The sequence below is a fragment of the Alkalicoccus daliensis genome, assembly GCF_900103955.1.
Lineage (GTDB): Bacteria > Bacillota > Bacilli > Bacillales > Salisediminibacteriaceae > Alkalicoccus > Alkalicoccus daliensis.
The window spans coordinates 291,765-308,764 of record NZ_FNIL01000001.1 but is presented as its reverse complement, the minus strand read 5'-3'; the positions used below and the strand labels follow the sequence as shown (position 1 = coordinate 308,764).

17 protein-coding genes are annotated in these 17,000 nt (G+C 41.4%); all 17 read right to left on the bottom strand.

The genetic code is table 11. From position 1 onward, the window contains the following. Nucleotides 1-344 precede the first annotated feature (344 nt). Nucleotides 345-1,256, bottom strand: a complete 912-nt coding sequence (gene sucD / locus BLP92_RS01575) for a succinate--CoA ligase subunit alpha (protein WP_090839924.1) — start codon at nucleotides 1,254-1,256, stop codon at nucleotides 345-347. A 3-nt stretch (nucleotides 1,257-1,259) separates the two neighbouring features. Beyond that, nucleotides 1,260-2,429 carry an ADP-forming succinate--CoA ligase subunit beta gene (sucC, locus tag BLP92_RS01570; RefSeq protein ID WP_090839922.1) on the bottom strand — a complete coding sequence of 390 codons (1,170 nt, stop codon included), beginning with the start codon at nucleotides 2,427-2,429 and terminating at the stop codon, nucleotides 1,260-1,262. A gap of 791 nt (nucleotides 2,430-3,220) precedes the next feature. Then, nucleotides 3,221-3,514, bottom strand: a complete 294-nt coding sequence (locus BLP92_RS01565) for an EscU/YscU/HrcU family type III secretion system export apparatus switch protein (RefSeq protein WP_090839920.1) — start codon at nucleotides 3,512-3,514, stop codon at nucleotides 3,221-3,223. Further along, nucleotides 3,511-5,256, bottom strand: coding sequence for a hypothetical protein (locus tag BLP92_RS01560; RefSeq protein ID WP_090839918.1), 1,746 nt, complete (start codon nucleotides 5,254-5,256; stop codon nucleotides 3,511-3,513). Before BLP92_RS01560 ends, BLP92_RS01565 begins: the two co-directional genes overlap by 4 nt. Nucleotides 5,257-5,267: 11 nt before the next feature. After that, nucleotides 5,268-6,032, bottom strand: coding sequence for a ribonuclease HII (locus BLP92_RS01555; RefSeq protein WP_090839916.1), 765 nt, complete (start codon nucleotides 6,030-6,032; stop codon nucleotides 5,268-5,270). A gap of 95 nt (nucleotides 6,033-6,127) precedes the next feature. Next, entirely contained in the window at nucleotides 6,128-6,979 is an 852-nt protein-coding gene (gene ylqF, locus BLP92_RS01550; RefSeq protein WP_090839914.1) for a ribosome biogenesis GTPase YlqF, read from the bottom strand. A gap of 14 nt (nucleotides 6,980-6,993) precedes the next feature. Continuing rightward, nucleotides 6,994-7,575, bottom strand: coding sequence for a signal peptidase I (gene lepB, locus BLP92_RS01545; protein ID WP_244516617.1), 582 nt, complete (start codon nucleotides 7,573-7,575; stop codon nucleotides 6,994-6,996). Nucleotides 7,576-7,658: 83 nt separating this feature from the next. After that, nucleotides 7,659-8,000 (bottom strand): 50S ribosomal protein L19, encoded by a 342-nt coding sequence (gene rplS / locus BLP92_RS01540; RefSeq protein WP_090839913.1) that lies wholly within the window; start codon nucleotides 7,998-8,000, stop codon nucleotides 7,659-7,661. Between the two features lie 124 nt (nucleotides 8,001-8,124). Beyond that, complete coding sequence (gene trmD, locus BLP92_RS01535; protein WP_090839911.1) at nucleotides 8,125-8,847, bottom strand: tRNA (guanosine(37)-N1)-methyltransferase TrmD; 723 nt, start codon at nucleotides 8,845-8,847, stop codon at nucleotides 8,125-8,127. Then, nucleotides 8,844-9,371: a ribosome maturation factor RimM gene (gene rimM / locus BLP92_RS01530; RefSeq protein ID WP_090839909.1), complete on the bottom strand. Its 528-nt coding sequence runs from the start codon at nucleotides 9,369-9,371 to the stop codon at nucleotides 8,844-8,846. Before rimM ends, trmD begins: the two co-directional genes overlap by 4 nt. After that, entirely contained in the window at nucleotides 9,364-9,777 is a 414-nt protein-coding gene (locus BLP92_RS01525) for a YlqD family protein (RefSeq protein WP_090839907.1), read from the bottom strand. The genes rimM and BLP92_RS01525 overlap by 8 nt, the downstream gene beginning before the upstream one ends. Before the next feature lie 87 nt (nucleotides 9,778-9,864). After that, a complete protein-coding gene (locus BLP92_RS01520; RefSeq protein WP_090839905.1) occupies nucleotides 9,865-10,092 on the bottom strand; it encodes a KH domain-containing protein in 228 nt (75 codons plus the stop codon). A 23-nt stretch (nucleotides 10,093-10,115) separates the two neighbouring features. Beyond that, entirely contained in the window at nucleotides 10,116-10,388 is a 273-nt protein-coding gene (gene rpsP, locus BLP92_RS01515) for a 30S ribosomal protein S16 (RefSeq protein ID WP_090839903.1), read from the bottom strand. 206 nt (nucleotides 10,389-10,594) lie between these two features. Beyond that, complete coding sequence (gene ffh / locus BLP92_RS01510) at nucleotides 10,595-11,938, bottom strand: signal recognition particle protein (RefSeq protein ID WP_090839901.1); 1,344 nt, start codon at nucleotides 11,936-11,938, stop codon at nucleotides 10,595-10,597. 10 nt (nucleotides 11,939-11,948) lie between these two features. After that, entirely contained in the window at nucleotides 11,949-12,275 is a 327-nt protein-coding gene (locus BLP92_RS01505; protein WP_090839899.1) for a putative DNA-binding protein, read from the bottom strand. Between the two features lie 73 nt (nucleotides 12,276-12,348). Beyond that, on the bottom strand, nucleotides 12,349-13,350 hold the full coding sequence (gene ftsY, locus BLP92_RS01500) for a signal recognition particle-docking protein FtsY (RefSeq protein WP_090839896.1): 1,002 nt from the start codon (nucleotides 13,348-13,350) through the stop codon (nucleotides 12,349-12,351). Further along, nucleotides 13,347-16,937 carry a chromosome segregation protein SMC gene (smc, locus tag BLP92_RS01495; RefSeq protein WP_090839894.1) on the bottom strand — a complete coding sequence of 1,197 codons (3,591 nt, stop codon included), beginning with the start codon at nucleotides 16,935-16,937 and terminating at the stop codon, nucleotides 13,347-13,349. Before smc ends, ftsY begins: the two co-directional genes overlap by 4 nt. Nucleotides 16,938-17,000: the final 63 nt, after the last annotated feature.

Here is a 17,000-nt window from a genome sequence, read left to right as displayed (position 1 = left end):
TCAAAACGCCTCCGGAAAAAGAAAGCGTGAAGATCGATGGTTCGTCTCGATCTGCAGACGAACTCGTAAAGCGGGGCGGGAAGCCAGCCGGGAACTTATATCCTGGAAAAACGTTATTTCTGTCTTGCTTAGCTTGGCTGCGCGGACCCTTGCTTATCTATAAGGGATAGCCCAAGGATTTCTCCAAGCAAGCGAAGAAAAATAAACTGAAGGCTACCCTTTTTATAACGACATCAGACTTAAAGATTGCCAATTTATAAACAGTTGCACGCGTGCTTAAAACAAAAAAAAGCATGTGAAAAAGGATTACTCCTTTTTCACACACTCAAAACTTACTGTAGCGGTTAATTTACCGCGTGTGTAACACACTTTTCATAAATACCTTTTTCTTTCAGTACAGAGATTAACGTCTCTCCCATTACTGCAGGAGTATCTGCTACTTGTACACCTGCGCTGTTAAGAGATTTAATCTTTTCATCAGCCGTACCTTTCCCGCCGGAAATAATCGCACCTGCGTGCCCCATACGCTTTCCAGGAGGTGCAGTTTTACCACCGATAAATCCTACCACGGGCTTTGTCATATTTTCCTTGATCCATTCTGCAGCTTCTTCTTCTGCAGTTCCACCAATTTCACCGATCATAATCACTGCATAAGTATCCGGATCTTCATTAAATAAACGCAGCACATCGATGAAATTCGTTCCATTTACAGGGTCTCCCCCGATACCAACTGCCGTAGACTGGCCAATTCCTTCAGTCGAAAGCTGATGCACAGCTTCGTAGGTAAGTGTTCCTGATCTTGAAACTACGCCTACATGACCTTTTTTGTGGATATAGCCTGGCATGATACCAATTTTACATTCGTCCGGAGTAATTACTCCAGGACAGTTTGGTCCAATTAAACGAGTTTCCTTATCTTCAAGAAATCTGCGGACTTTAATCATATCGATAACAGGAATACCTTCTGTAATAGTAATTACAAGCTCGATTCCTGCATCTGCAGCTTCCATGATAGCATCTGCTGCAAACGGTGGTGGAACGTAAACCACGGAAGCATTTGCACCAGTTTGTTTTATCGCTTCTTCTACAGTATTAAATACTGGGATTCCTTCAATTTCCGTCCCGCCTTTACCAGGCGTCACGCCTCCAACTACTTTTGTTCCATATTCCACTGCCTGCTTTGTGTGGAACAAACCTGTAGCACCAGTGATTCCCTGTACAATCACCTTCGTGTCTTTGTTTAATAAGATACTCATTCTTTATCCCGCCTTTCTTACTGCCGACACAATTTTTTCCGCGCCGTCTGCCATAGAATCTGCAGAGGTAATGTTTAAGCCGGACTCATCAAGGATCTTTTTACCGAGTTCTACATTCGTACCTTCAAGACGAACTACCAGCGGCAGTTCAAGTCCCATTTGCTTTGTAGCTTCTACGATACCTTCTGCGATAATATCGCATTTCATAATACCGCCGAAAATATTAACATAGATACCTTTTACACTTTTATCAGAAAGAATGATTTTAAAAGCTTCTGTTACCTTTTCAGCTGTAGCACCGCCCCCAACATCGAGGAAGTTCGCCGGATCACCTTCGTAATGCTTGATAATATCCATCGTAGCCATAGCAAGTCCTGCTCCGTTTACCATGCATCCGATGTTTCCGTCGAGTGAAATATAGCTGAGATCGTACTTAGAAGCTTCAATTTCCTTTTCATCTTCTTCATCGAGATCACGCAGTTCCAGCACGTTCTTTTGACGATAAAGAGCATTGGAATCAAAGTTCATTTTCGCATCCAGTGCCATAACATTTCCATCACCTGTCGTAACAAGCGGGTTGATTTCTGCAATAGAACAGTCTTTTTCTTCGAATGCTTTATAAAGCCCAAGCATGAACTTCACAGTTTTTCCTACCAGTTCTTTTGGAATGTTCATGTTAAACGCTAGGCGACGCGCCTGATAAGGCATTAATCCAGTTACCGGATCAATGACTTCTTTAAAAATTTTCTCAGGAGTCTTTGCTGCTACTTCCTCAATTTCTGTCCCGCCTTCTTCAGATCCCATCATAACGATCCTTGAAGTGTCACGGTCTACTACGAGGCCAACATAGTACTCATCTTTAATATCGCACCCTTCTTCAATAAGAAGACGCTTTACTTCTTTACCTTCTGGACCTGTCTGGTGCGTCACGAGAGTTTTTCCCAAAATCTCCTCCGCATATGTACGTACATCATCCAGATTTTTAGCGATTTTAACTCCGCCTGCATTTCCTCGTCCACCTGCGTGGATTTGTGCTTTGACAACGGTTACATCTGTACCTAAAGATTTTGCTGCATCTACTGCTTCTTGTCGAGTATATGCAACCTTACCATTAGGGACAGCAACACCATAGTCTCTTAATATTTCTTTACCTTGATACTCATGGATATTCATAGCCATCCTCCTTACTTGAGTTACTGCTACTCTGATTTGAGCTGTTCAGCTCATGAGTGAATTAGAACATTTGACTGTGCGATCTATTTCACACAATTACTATTTTACAATAGATGAGCTGGATTATGTACTGAAAAGCAAAAAAAATTAGAAATTCTTTCATTTCTTATTTTTATCAGCAAGCGATTTACCAGGAAAACGTATGAACTCAACTTAAATTTCCTTAAGCGAATTGCTTTCAGCAGAAGTGAAATCCCTTGTATTTAATATAGGAAATATTTTTAAGCGCTGCTTATATGTGAGGGGCACCAGAAGTTTACGGTGCTGCTTTCCTGTATAATAATACAGCAGCAGATGATTCATTTATTAAAAAAGTTGAGCACAGCTGGCTTCACTCCTGCTGGAAGATCCGCTCAAGACCCAAACGAACCTCTGGTCTTCACAATTATTTTCCGAAGGGAGTTAAACCTTCTAGTCTTCATTTTAAACTCTAAAATGAGTTTGTGATAGTTGGGCATCTTTCTTTTGTTTCAAAAAGGTAGAATAACGCGGAAACCGGCCGAATCCTTTTTAGAAACTAGGGTGATTTGAAGACCCGGCTTCCGAAGGCCGATCAGCTGAGAGAGGCCTCCTCCGAAACTCACCCTAGAGAGCAGAGCGTCTTAATACATTTCTGATAGAAATTTCTTTCTCTCGTTTATAAGCGCGAAATACGAGTTATATTTTAGATTATCAACTTACCTGAAAAAATTTCTATCTTTATGCAGGAAAAACATAATAAAACCGGAATTTCATTTTCCAGAATTCTGCTGCTCCTTATCCACTTTATATATGAATGCAAAAATCTCTGCTACAACTTCATATAAGTTATCAGGTATTTTTTCATTAACTTCCAGCTGTGACAGAAGCTCTACTAATGATGAATCTTCCTGCAGTGGAATCTCTGCTGCTTTCGCCCGGGCAACTATTTCTTCTGCTACATATCCTTTTCCTTTCGCTTTAACTTTCGGGGCTGCATCTGTCCCTGCTTCATACCCAAGAGCAATTGCTTTCTTGTTTAAGTAAGGATTTGCTTTGTAGCTCATATTCTGTAATCCACTCCCTTATAAGGCTTATAGTCTGTGGACTGTATCTGGCTGTTTACCGGTTCTTTAATAAGTTCTTCACGGGGTAGTTTCCACTGTATGCTGGATAGGTGGTAATTCATATCCAGCAGCTTCTCGGTAAGAATCGGTCCCCACACTTTTTCCACAGACACAGGTTTTTTATTCTCATTAAATACATTCACAGTAACAATCCTGTTTTGAATTTGTACATCTATTACTAACTCTTTTAAATTTTCCAGATGCAGGTAAAATAAAATTCTGCAGTGGTTCTCATCCATAGTCCCTTCGGCATTTTCCTTCCCCGACCACTGGATTGTTATGTCCTGAAATTTATCAAATGAGGCAATTGGGAGCTGAATCAGCAGATGCTGAAGCGGTCCCTGCTGCTCCTGGTTTACTATCTGCATTCCTGTAATTCGGTTCAATAAAAAATCCGCCTGCTCTTTTATCCCTTGAGGCAGCTGGGTATTCTGGAGCATATTTAATAAATTTGCTTTTAAGGACGCGGCCTGCTGAGCTTCCTGCTGACTTCCATTCTGGAGCATTGAACGCACTGAACTTTCATAGTTTAATCCCAGCTGCTGCATTAACACACGGAGAGGATGCAATTGTTCAGAGGACCTCACAGAGGTCGCACCTCCCGTATCTGTTACTGGAACTGCAACAGCTTTTAATGCATTCTCAAAGCCACGGAAATTTTCTGGAACTGCCTCCCGAGAAAAATTCTGTAAGCTCTGCATTGCCTGAGGCGGATCTTTTACACCCAAAAGCTGTAGTAACTGTAAAGCTGAATTCGCAGACGGAAGCTGAAGATGTTTTATAAAGTGGTCAAAAACCTGTAATGGACTCAGCTGCTGAATAGATATACTTCCTCCATTCCTTTGCAGTGCTCCAGGAAATATATCTTTTATCACTGAAAAGTTTTCCTGTTTTAATAATCCATCTTTAAATTGCTGTATCAATTCATTAAAAGTATTTTGATTCGTAATTCCGAGCCTTTGAAGAACCTGCACCATTTGTTCTCTAGCTTCTGTATTACTTCCTGATATAAACTGCATTATTTCTTTCAGCTGAGCAGGAGCGTTCCCTTGCCCTGTCTGCTGCAACGAAGTGAGCTGCTGCTGCAGGTGCATTGTCCCGGGAATATTATTTGCACGCAGTGCTCCTGCTAATTGATTCATTGCTTCTGCCAATGGAAGCTGATTTTGAAGCGATGCAAGTGCATGAAAAGAATCTCTGCTGATAGGAAGCTGTCTTTGCATCATTGAGGATAGAAGCTGCAGCGTATCTTTTTCGGGCAGTGGAGAATTTAATAAAAGCGGTGCGGCATTTATAACGTTTTGCTTTGTAAAAGGCAGATTCTGCTGAGAAAGAAACTGAATCATTTTTTCATTTTGATTATTCACTTGCAGCCCCATCTGCTGGAGTATCTGCTGAACGCTCTGATGCTTTTGTGCAGTGGCTGAAGAAACATTTTCAATTACTTTCAAGCGGGGTATTCCTTCACCAGGAGCCACCCGGAACCAGTATTTTTCTCCTTTTTCCAGCTGCGCTTCCAGCTGTGCTGTTAACTGCATCTGACCTACCTGCAGTTTGGCCAGAGAACCAGTGTATAACTGAGTGATTTTTCCGTGAAATATCTGCCCCGGCTTCAGCTGGATGGAAGCAGTACTGGAAGGATCAATGCGATTTATGAAAGAGTTTAATATTTTTGTCTGCATCCAGAAAACTCCTACTCTTCTAAATATATTTTCACAGGGGCAAAACTTTTCCTATGCTCCTTTATCGGACCGTGTTTTTTTAAGCCTGTTAAATGCTCTTTTGTCCCATAACCTGCGTTTGCACGAAACCCATATTCAGGATATTGCTCGTGCAGCTTTTTCATATAAGTATCTCTATGTACTTTTGCAACTATGGAAGCAGCAGCTATAGATATTGAATTTGCATCTCCTTTAATAATAGAAATCTGTTCTGTTTCTACCGGGAGTGTCATCGCATCAATTAACAGTGCATCACACTGCTGCCCCAGTGAATCAATCGCTCTTAACATCGCTAGTTTAGTCGCTTCATATATATTAATTTCATCTATTTCTTCTGCACTTGCTTCACCGATGCCTACAGCAGCTTCCGCAGTAATTAAGCTGTAATATTTATTTCGATTTACTTCTGATAATTTTTTCGAGTCATTTAACCCAGGCGCATAAAAATTATCAGGAAGAATAACCGCTGCCGCTGTCACAGGTCCTGCAAGCGGCCCCCGTCCTACTTCATCAATTCCGGCAATTTGAAATTTTCCTTTGTTTTTTAATGCTCTTTCATAAGAAAGCATTCTTTCCCATTCTTCTTCCTGCCTTTTTTGAAACTCCATTTTTCTATCCCAGGATTGCAGCAGCTGCTGCACACCTTTTCGCTGATCCTGCCGCAGTTCCTTTATCTTTTCTGATTCTGTTTTTGTATTCAGCAGTGTTTCTTTTATTTCGGAAATACTCTTTTTCACTTCTTTTCACTCCTAACTTTACTATCGGAAAATATACATTTATTTTAAACAAAACTTTAAAAAGCGGCTTCAAAATATAAGAAGCCGCTCGTATGCTATATTTTTTTTGGTTGCTCCAGCGTAACAGGACCAAATTTTCCATGCCTGAAATCTCTGAATACAATTTCAGCGACACGGTCATAGTCTATGATTCCTCCAGGTACCAGGCAGCCTCTGCGCTTCCCTATATCGTCGAACAATTGAATCACATCTTCAGGAAGCGTCTCCAGATCATATCTTTTCTTTAGTAAATCAGGATAAGCCTCTTTCATGAAATTCAGAAAAAATACAATGGTATCCTGAAAATCAAATATTTCTTCTTTTACTGCCCCAGTTAATGCCAGTCTGTAACCTACCTGGGCATCCTCAAATTTTGGCCATAAAATACCCGGTGTATCAAGCAGCTCCATTTCTTTCCCTACTTTTATCCATTGCTGCCGCTTGGTTACTCCCGGCTTATCACCGATATTCGCAATTTTTTTACCTGCAAGTTTATTAATTACTGTGGACTTCCCTACATTCGGAATACCCAGGATGAGCGTTCTTAAAGCTCTGGGATTAATACCTTTGCGTTTCCATTTTTCTAAGAGCGGCGAAGCAAGCTCCCGTACTTTACCAGGGATCTGTTTTATCCCTTCTCCCCGCTGCGCATCCACTACCAGACTCTGGGAGTATTCACTTTCAAAGTAGCGAAGCCATTGCTTTGTCAGTTCCGGATCCGCCAGATCAGCTTTATTTAAAAGCACAAGGCGGGGTTTTTGCTGGACCAGTTCATCGATTGTAGGGTTTCTTGAAGAAAGCGGTGTTCTTGCATCCACAATTTCGATGACTACATCTATCTGCTTTAGTTTTTCCCGGACTTCTCTTTTCGCTTTCGCCATGTGTCCCGGATACCATTGTATTTTCAATTTCATCTACCACCTTAATTTACAAGTTTCAGGCGCTCCACGGGCCAGAAAACTATTTTTGCTGTTCCCACTACTTCTTCATAAGGAACGAGACCTATATGCCTGCTGTCTTTACTGTATCTTCTATTATCCCCAAGCACAAACAAATGATCAGAAGGGACAGTGTCCGCACTTAACACATCCCCCAGTTCAAAACTTCCTGTAAGAGGCAGAAAAGGAGCGTCCGCTTTAAATTCCGTTAAAAACTCTTCTTCCAAAGGCATTCCGTTTACATATAAAATATCATTTTTATAGGATATTTTATCTCCTGGCAGCCCTATTACTCTTTTTATATAATCTTTTCCTTCTTCTGCATGAAAAACAATAATATCAAATCTTTCTGGTTCATCCAGTAAATATCCCAGCTTATTCACTATCATGCGATCGTGGTCCCCTAATGTAGGAAGCATAGATTCTCCTTCTACTATTACAGGAGTAAAGATAAAGCTCCTTACGATAAAAGCCAGAACCAGTGCAAACAATATAGCTTTTATCCACTGCCAGGATTCAGAATCATTCACTTTGTCTGCACCTCCAATATTATGTAATTTTACCACACAGCAGTACTCTTACTTAATAAAAATACAAAAATTCGACAAAAAAAGAAGCTGTCCGTTGCGGGACAGCTTCTTCTCTCCTGTTATCGCTCTTGAATTCGCGCAGCTTTACCGCGTAGTGCACGCAGATAGTAAAGTTTCGCACGACGAACCTTACCGCGACGTTTAACCTCTAGCATATCAATGCGAGGTGAGTGTACAGGAAATGTACGCTCAACGCCTACGTTGTAAGATACTTTACGAACAGTAAATGTTTCGCTGATTCCAGAACCGCGGCGCTTGATTACCACACCTTCGAATACCTGGATTCGCTCACGAGTACCTTCGACTACTTTTGCGTGAACACGTACTGTATCTCCAGCACGAAATTCAGGATTATCAGTCTTCAGTTGTTCTTTCGTAATATCACGAATTAGTTGTTCCATTCTGTTCGCCTCCTTCCCTACAGATACTCTTGTCCGAATCAACAGCGGAATATCTTGATCTGGCCAAAGCCACAACGAGAATAATACCATATCACAGCAAATATGACAAGGTATTGTTTTATTTTTACTTATTTAAAAACTTCTTTTTTTCCTCTTCCGTCAGCTCTGCTTTTTCAAGTAAGTCAGGCCGTCTTTCTTTCGTTCTTTTCAGAGACTCTTCCCTCCGCCACTGATCTATTTTAGCATGATGTCCGGAAGTTAATACCTCAGGGACCTTAAAACCTCTGAAATCGGCGGGTCTGGTATAATGCGGGTATTCCAGCAGTCCAGTACTGAATGAGTCTGTAACAGCGGATGTATCGTTTCCCAGTGCACCGGGAAGCAGGCGGGTAATACTATCAGCAATTACCATCGCTCCAATTTCTCCTCCGGTGAGTACAAAATCACCAATAGATATCTCATCAGTGATAAGATGTTCACGAATTCTCTCATCATAACCTTCGTAATGACCACAAAGAAGAATTAAGTTTTTTTCCCTGGAAAGCTCTTCTGCTTTCTGCTGTGTGTATTTTTCTCCCTGCGGACAAAGCAGAACCACTCGGGGACTCTCTGTTTCCTGAGAGCGCAGATCTTCCACCGCATCGAACAGAGGCTGTGGTGTCAGAACCATTCCTCCGCCCCCTCCGTAGGGATAGTCATCTACTCTTCCGTGTTTGTCTTTGCTGTAATCCCGGAAGTCCACCACATTATACTCCACCACATTATTTTTCTGTGCCTGATGGAGAATGGAGTGGGAGAATAATCCTTCAAACATCTGCGGAAAAAGAGTCAGTATGGAGATTTTCATAAATCCAAAAGTCCTTCCATTGGAGTAATAATTACTTTATTCTCCTTTAGATCAATTTCTTTCACTACTTCTTCTATATAAGGAATCAGCACTTCTTTTTTTGAATCCTCCGCGTGAATGACCCAGACATCATTTGCTCCTGGTGTGAGAATTTCTTTAACTGTGCCTATTTTCTCTCCTTGATCAGTGAATACTGTTAAGCCAACAATCTCATGAAAGTAATATTCTCCGGTTTCAAGTTCATTTTCATGCAGCTGATCCCGATGTATTTTCAAGAGCGAACCTTTAAATTTTTCTGCTTCATTTACATTTTCCACTTTTTCAAATGTAAGAAGATCAAACTGCTTATGCTGTCTCCAGGAAGCTACGATAACAGTTTCAGAAGACTTTCCCTCTTGAAATACAGTAAGCTTTGAGCCTTCCGCAAAACGCAGTTCAGGGAAGTCGGTGCGGGAAATCACCCGCACCTCGCCGCGAATACCGTGAGTGTTCACGATTTTCCCGACGTTCAGCCAATCACTCATCTTCCATGCCTCCAGCACGAAGCTCGTGTACTACACCATCTTTAATGACGATCTCTGTGCCTTTCATTACCTCGTCCCAATTGTCACCTTCTGCTACCTGTTCAATCATTTGGATGGTACCTTCTCTTAACTCTGCTCCAAGATCCAGCTCTTCCAGCTGGCCAAGCTTCAGCTCAATCTGGCGAATTCTTTCTTTACGTTTTGCCACTTCCTTATTAAAGCTTTCTTTTAACGACTGCTGATACTTCGGATCAGTGTTTTCTTTCATTTTTTTATGTAACACAAATTCCAGCTGCTTCAGTTCATTCGTCAATTTGTACTGACGGGATAAAAACTGCTCCTGCAGCTTTGTTTTGCTGTCTTCTGTAAGGATCTGCTTTACTACTACTTTTTTGATGATCTCCATGTGGAGCACCTCCTGATTTATACGTTCCTTGATAATTATACATGGTTTAAGGCACAAAAAAAAGGGCGAGGTAAATCCCTCTGCCCTTCAGCCGATATCTAACTGTATCCGCTTTTGCTGATTTGTACCAGCCGCATAAACTACAGAGCGGAATGCCTTAGCTATGCGTCCATGCTTTCCGATAACTTTTCCCATATCATCTGCATGCACTTCTAAACGGAGGCTTAATGAATGACCATTGTCTACCTCGGTTACCCGGACATCCTCAGGATGATCCACCAGCGACTTTGCGATTGTTTCAACCAGCTCTTTCATAGCCATCCGCCTCCTGTAAAGAATTATTTATTGTTTTTTGCGTTGTGAAGCTGCTCCATGAGACCTGCACGTGAAAATAAGTTACGTACAGTATCAGACGGCTTTGCTCCATCAAGCATCCACTTAAGTGCCTGCTCTTCGTTCACATTGAATTCTACTGGATCTTTAAGTGGGTTATAAGTTCCAATCTCTTCAATAAAACGTCCATCACGCGGCGCGCGGGAATCCGCAACGACCACACGGTAGAACGGAGATTTATTTGCTCCCATTCGCTTAAGACGAATTTTAACTGCCATGTGTTTCACCTCCAAAAATATCTATCACGATTTATTATATTAGCACATTACTTTTAAAACGGCAACCCTAGTAAAGGAAAAAATCTTTACACATTGAAAAATAGTTAAAAACATTTTTATCCAGCCCAATGGGATGCAGAATTTAACATGGATTTCCATCGGCAAAATTGTCTCACCAAAGAAATTCCTGTTCGAAAACCAGCATTTTACATAAACGGCATCTTGAATCCGCCTTTTTTCTTTCCCTTTTGCATACCTGTCATCTGTTTCATCATTTTTTTCATTTCTTCAAACTGTTTAATGAGACGGTTTACTTCCTGAATATTTCTGCCGCTCCCCTGGGCAATTCTTCTTTTTCTGCTTGCATTTAATACTGAAGGGTTATCCCGCTCTTCTTTCGTCATTGATTTTACAATTGCTTCAATATGTGCAATCTGCTTATCATCAACCTGCAGGTTTTTCATCCCTTTCATTTTGTTTGCTCCGGGCATCATCTGCAGAAGTTCATCGATCGGCCCCATATCCTTTACCTGCGCCAACTGATCCAGGAAATCATCAAAAGTCAGTTCATTCGTTCTCATTTTTCTTTCTAATTCTCTTGCCTTATCTTCATCCACATTTGTCTGAGCTTTTTCGATTAAACTCAGGACGTCTCCCATTCCTAAAATCCGGGAAGCCATCCGTTCCGGATGAAACGGTTCCAGTGCATCTGACTTCTCACCCATACCTGCAAACTTTATCGGCTTTCCTGTGACGGCTTTAACAGAAATAGCTGCACCACCGCGTGTATCAGCGTCCAGCTTTGTCATAATTACACCGGTGATACCCAGCTGCTCATCAAAGCTTTCCGCTACATTTACGGCATCCTGACCAGTCATCGAATCAACTACCAGAAGAATCTCATCGGGCTTTGTTGCTTCTTTAATGTCAGAAAGCTCTCCCATTAAATTCTCGTCCACATGCAATCGTCCGGCAGTATCAATCAGTACATAATCATGATGTTCCTCTTTTGCCTGTTCCACAGCTTTCTGTGCTATTTCCACCGGGCTGACTTGATCCCCCATAGAAAACACGGGCATATTCAGCTGTTTTCCGAGTGTTTCCAGCTGTTTAATTGCTGCAGGACGATATATATCTGCCGCAGCCATTAAAGGCTTCCGATTATGCTTTTTTCGAAGGTGCAGCGCAAGCTTTCCAGTGGTCGTAGTTTTACCGGCCCCCTGAAGCCCAACCATCATTACGACAGTAGGAGGTTTTTGAGCAGTATTCAGCTTGCTCTGCTCCCCCCCTAATAACTGGGTCAATTCTTCATTTACTACCTTAATTACCTGCTGCCCGGGAGTCAGACTTTCCATAACTTCCTGTTCCACAGCTCTTTCTCTTACATCTTTTACAAATTGTTTAACAACCTTAAAGTTAACATCTGCTTCTAAAAGGGCGAGCCTTACTTCTCTCATCATCTCTTTTACATCTTGTTCAGAGACCTTTCCCTTGCCTTTAATCTTCTTCATTGATCCCTGCAGACGTTCGGCTAATCCTTCAAATGCCATATGACGCCTCCTATTCCAGGTTTTCCAACGCACGTACAACTTCGTTTAAGTTTGGATGATCACCCTGTTCCAATAGCTCTTTCATCCTTTTTATCTGCGCTTTTCTACCTTCATATTTTTTAAAAAGTTCCAGTTTCTGCTCATATTCTTCCAGAAGTGCTGCAGTCCGGCGGATATTATCATAAACCGCTTGTCTGCTTATTGAAAAATGCTCAGCGATTTCTCCTAATGACCAGTCATCCAAGTAATACATTGCCATATACTGATTTTGCTTATCGGTTAAGAGGCTGGAGTAAAAGTCATATAAATAATTCATGCGAACCGTTTTTTCTATCACAATTAAGACACCCCTTGTTAAGGTAAAATCCTTTACAATATCGATGCTACAGGATGAGCTGAAAACTTGTCAACTAGGAACTTTCCTCACGTGCTTCTGCATCTTCAATTATATCTGCAAACAGTCCATTTACATATTGTTCAGCTACAAATTCCTGCAGATCGTCCACACTTTCTCCCAGTCCGACATATTTCACTGGGATATCAAGCTCATTCCTGATTGCAAGCACAATTCCACCTTTTGCAGTACCGTCCAGCTTAGTTAAAACGATCCCCGTGACTTCAGTTACTTCTTTAAATATTTTCGCCTGGGACAGCGCGTTTTGTCCGGTAGTCGCATCCAGTACAAGCAGCACCTCGTGAGGGGCATCAGGAATTTCTCTGGTAAGAACTCTTTTTACTTTTTCCAATTCTTTCATTAAATTCACTTTGTTCTGAAGTCTGCCTGCAGTATCACAAAGAAGCACGTCCGCTCCTCTGGATTTTGCTTTCTGTACAGCATCGAACATAACAGCTGCAGGATCGGAGCCTGCCTGCTGTTTTATCACATCCACGTCTGTTCGTTCTCCCCATACTTCCAGCTGCTCTATCGCACCAGCACGGAAAGTATCTCCAGCAGCAAGCATTACTTTTTTACCTTCCTGCTTAAATTTGTTTGCCAGTTTTCCAATAGAGGTAGTTTTACCGACACCGTTTACTCCTACAACAAGAATAACAGTCAGTTCTCCATCCTGCATATTTATTTTTGTTTCCTGTTCCGACCTTACAAGAAGCTCGGACAGCTTTTCTGTTATCAGCGGCTGAATATTCACGGAATCTTTGATATTGCGGCGGAGTGCTTCTTCCCGCAGTTCGTCTACTAGTTCCATTACAGTATTCACGCCGACATCTGCAGCTATTAATATATCTTCAAGCTCTTCGAAAAACTCTTCGTCTACTGTTCTGTATTCCATCATCAGTTCGTTCATCGCACCGACGAAGGAATCTCTTGTTTTAGAGAGTCCTCCTTTAAATTTCTCCGTTACCTGTTCTGTCTGGGTTGATAAACTTTCCTTTAACTTTTTGAAAAAACTCATATTTGGCCCTCCTTTACAGCGCCTGCCTCCACTAATTCTTCTGCAGCTCCGAGTTTTACCGACACGAGGTTGGAAACTCCGGACTCCTGCATTGTAACTCCATATAAAGCGTCTGCTTCTTCCATAGTACCTTTACGGTGTGTCACAACTACAAATTGAGTGTTGTGACTGAAATCTTTTAAAAAGCCTGCAAATCTCTGCACATTTGCTTCATCCAGTGCTGCTTCCACCTCATCCAGGACGCAGAAGGGTACCGGACGTGCTCTTAAAATAGCAAAAAGTAAAGCGATCGCAGTCAACGCCCGTTCGCCTCCTGATAACAGTGCTAGGTTCTGCAGTTTTTTACCTGGAGGCTGTGCAACTATCTCAACTCCTGTACTAAGCAGATCTTCCTTGTTTGTTAATTCAAGCGCTGCTTTGCCGCCGCCGAACAACTCGCTGAAAACATCTTTAAAATGACCCTGAATTTCTGTAAATGTACTTTCAAAGCGGCTCGTCATTTCCTCATCCATTTCTGAGATAATGTCCTGCAGCGTCTGCTTCGCATCTTCCAGGTCATTTTTCTGCTCCAGCAGGAAATCATAGCGTTCTTTTACACGGGCGTACTCATCAATAGCTCCCAGATTCACTTCACCCAGTTCTTCAATTCCCATTTTTAACAGCTTAACTTTTTCTTTCGCTTCTTCTAAGGCCTGTTGTAATGGATATTCCTTCAATGCAGCTTCAAAAGTAAGTTCATATTCATTCTGCAGATGACCGAGTCTGCTGTCCAATTCTACATCGAGCCTGTTAATGATGATTTCTACAGCGTGATGCTGTTCCTGGTGGTAAGTATGCTGATTTACTGTATCGCGGAGTTCGCTTTCAATCTCTCTCTGCGCTTTGCTTAATTCATCTCTATTTATTTTGCTTTTGTCTACTTTGCCTATCAGCTCTTGTTTCTGCTGTTTTTTCTCTTCTAAAACTACTTCGACGGAAGAGGCATCTACCGCCTGTTCTGATAATTCAGCTTCAATCAAGCTGTTTGCTTCATCTTTTTCAATTATCTCTTTTGTTAACGCCTGATATTCACTTTTCATTCGTTCCAAGGCTCTTAAAGCATGAGCTTCCTGTTCTTCTTCCTTAGCTAGAGCAATTTGAAATTCTTTTTGCTGCTGCAAAAGTTCACTTTTTAAAGAAGCATCATGCTCTTTTCTATTGGAAAGTTCCTGAATCCTATCATTCGATGTTTTTAATATGCCAGAAACTTTTTCTATCTCAGACTTAAGCTGCTCGATTCTCTTTTCGTTGGCAGATTTCTCCTCGATAGTTTCCTGAGTTTCCATATCATATACACGTAGTCTTGTTTGCAAGGAATCATAATGCAATTTTGCTTCTTCGAGTTTCATTTTGCTTTTTCGCTCTTTTTCTCTCAGATCTTCTCCCTGATCTGCCAGCTGCTGAAGATCCTGCTTCCATTTCAGCTTCTTGTTTTTCCATTCTTTCAACTCGTGTTCTAAAGTTTCAGTCTGTTCTCTTAAAATACTTATCTTATTTTTTATGTCGTCAATTTCTCTTTGTCTTCCCAGCAGCTGTCCCTGCTTTTTCTGTACACTTCCTCCCGACATTGCTCCCCCGGGGCTTAACACGTCTCCATCCAGTGTAACAATACGGAATTTATATTGAATAGACTGAGCTAATGATTTTGCTTCTTTTAAATTCGTCGCAAATATAACGTTTCCTAATACATGATTAACGATACCTTCATACTGTGAATCAGCTTCCACTAAATCACTGCCGACTCCTAAATAGGCCTCGTACGTATTTAATTTTTGAAGCTCATAAGCAGGAATGTTTCTTGGTTTCACTACTGATTTTGGCAGAAATGTTGCTCTGCCCAGATTCCTGTCTCTCAAAAATTGAATCGCTCTTCTGCCAGTGGCTTCATCTTCTACCACTACGTGCTGCTGCGCCGCACCCAGAGCAGTCTCTACTGCGAGCTGAAGGTGTGCCGGTACAGTTAAAAGCTCAGCTACAGCCCCATGAATTCCTGGAAAAGACTTGTCTCTTTCTTTTAAGACGTGTTTTACCCCGCTGAAAAACCCAGCATAATCCTGCTGCATCGTTTCCAGCGTGTCCTGCTTCGCTTCCATCTGCTGCAGGTGTCTTAATCCCTCATAATATAAAGATTCCTTATCATCATATTTTCGCGTTTCTGCTTCCAGGGACTGGTTTTTTTCTTTCCAGAGGTGTATCTGTGCTGTCACTTCTTCTTTTGCCTGATTCCACTCTTCCTCTATTTTCTCTACCATCTGCTGCTGTTCTTTACGGGATTTAAGTAAATCAGTATTTGACTCTTCTTTACGCCGCAGAGAAGCTGTAATTTTAAGCTGCTGCTCTTCCAGATATCGAAATTCATTTGACAAAGAAGTTTTATTATTAAGTTTATCAATATATTCTGATTTAAGATCTTCCAGCTCTGCTTCTTTATTCTCTCCTATATTATTCATTTTCTCATTTACTTCAGCGAGCTTCTTCTGTGTTGCCGATGTTTTCTCATGTATGTTCTGCCACGACTGTTTTTCTTGTTCCAGCACTCTCTCCAGCTGACTTCTTTTATCCTGCAGCTGCTCGAGTTCTTTTCTGTATTGCTGACGATTCTGGGAATAATGCTTTTTTCTTTCTTTCCAAAGCTCTTTTAAGCCTTCCTGTTTCTCTGTATCTTCACTTATTTTAAGCAGCATTTTTTGCAGCTCTTCCACTTCTGCGTCTGCTTCTTTTAACTCTCTTACTTTTTGATGAAGCTTTTTTTCCAATCTTTCCACAGAACTCTGCAGGCGCTGTTTTCTTGCGCCGATTTCACTGAATTTCTGTTTGTTTTCTGTCCAGTCTGCATGCATTGTTTTAATTTCTTCTGCTAAAACTCCAACTTCCACAAGTTTAAGCTCTTCTTTCTGCGCCTTATATTCTGAAGCGACAGAAGCTTGTTCCTCCAGCGGCCCAACCTGTGCTTCCAGCTCATAAATAATATCTCTTACTCTTTTAAGATTGTCTTCCGTATCTCCCAGTTTCTTCTCTGATTGCTGCTTTCGTTGTTTATATTTACGCACACCAGCAGCTTCTTCAAAAATAGCCCTTCTGTCTTCAGCTTTACTGCTTAAAATTTCCTCAACTCTACCCTGGCCAATAATAGAAAAACTTTCTTTCCCTAGACCGGAATCCATAAACAATTCCACAATATCTTTTAACCGGCAGGGATGATCGTTTATTAAATATTCACTATCGCCGGATCTGTAAACTCTTCGTGTGACTGCTACTTCACTGTAATCTATAGTTAAATGACTGTCTTCATTATTCAATACTAATGAAATTTCTGCCATTGGCAGGGCTGCACGTGTTTCACTGCCGGAGAAAATAACATCCTCCATCTTTGCGCCGCGTAAGTTACGCGCTGATTGTTCTCCCAACACCCAGCGGACTGCATCTGAAATGTTGCTTTTTCCACTTCCATTGGGCCCGACAACCGCTGTGACACCGTCCTCAAATTCTATACTTACTGGATTAGCGAAAGATTTAAATCCTGCTAATTCAAGTCTTTTCAGGAACATGTCACTCACCTCAACTCTCTATCTAATCTTTTACTTCTAACTAAGCTATTTTATCATATATTA

Bases quoted from the DNA above. Each gene is read 5' to 3' on its own strand.
- BLP92_RS01525 (WP_090839907.1), bottom strand. From the start codon at position 9,777: ATGGAGATCATCAAAAAAGTAGTAGTAAAGCAGATCCTTACAGAAGAC.
- rpsP (WP_090839903.1), bottom strand. From the start codon at position 10,388: ATGGCAGTTAAAATTCGTCTTAAGCGAATGGGAGCAAATAAATCTCCG.
- BLP92_RS01560 (WP_090839918.1), bottom strand. From the start codon at position 5,256: ATGCAGACAAAAATATTAAACTCTTTCATAAATCGCATTGATCCTTCC.
- BLP92_RS01565 (WP_090839920.1), bottom strand. From the start codon at position 3,514: ATGAGCTACAAAGCAAATCCTTACTTAAACAAGAAAGCAATTGCTCTT.
- ftsY (WP_090839896.1), bottom strand. From the start codon at position 13,350: ATGAGTTTTTTCAAAAAGTTAAAGGAAAGTTTATCAACCCAGACAGAA.
- trmD (WP_090839911.1), bottom strand. From the start codon at position 8,847: ATGAAAATCTCCATACTGACTCTTTTTCCGCAGATGTTTGAAGGATTA.
- rimM (WP_090839909.1), bottom strand. From the start codon at position 9,371: ATGAGTGATTGGCTGAACGTCGGGAAAATCGTGAACACTCACGGTATT.
- rplS (WP_090839913.1), bottom strand. From the start codon at position 8,000: ATGGAACAACTAATTCGTGATATTACGAAAGAACAACTGAAGACTGAT.
- smc (WP_090839894.1), bottom strand. From the start codon at position 16,937: ATGTTCCTGAAAAGACTTGAATTAGCAGGATTTAAATCTTTCGCTAAT.
- sucD (WP_090839924.1), bottom strand. From the start codon at position 1,256: ATGAGTATCTTATTAAACAAAGACACGAAGGTGATTGTACAGGGAATC.
- sucC (WP_090839922.1), bottom strand. From the start codon at position 2,429: ATGAATATCCATGAGTATCAAGGTAAAGAAATATTAAGAGACTATGGT.
- ffh (WP_090839901.1), bottom strand. From the start codon at position 11,938: ATGGCATTTGAAGGATTAGCCGAACGTCTGCAGGGATCAATGAAGAAG.
- BLP92_RS01520 (WP_090839905.1), bottom strand. From the start codon at position 10,092: ATGAAAGAGCTGGTTGAAACAATCGCAAAGTCGCTGGTGGATCATCCT.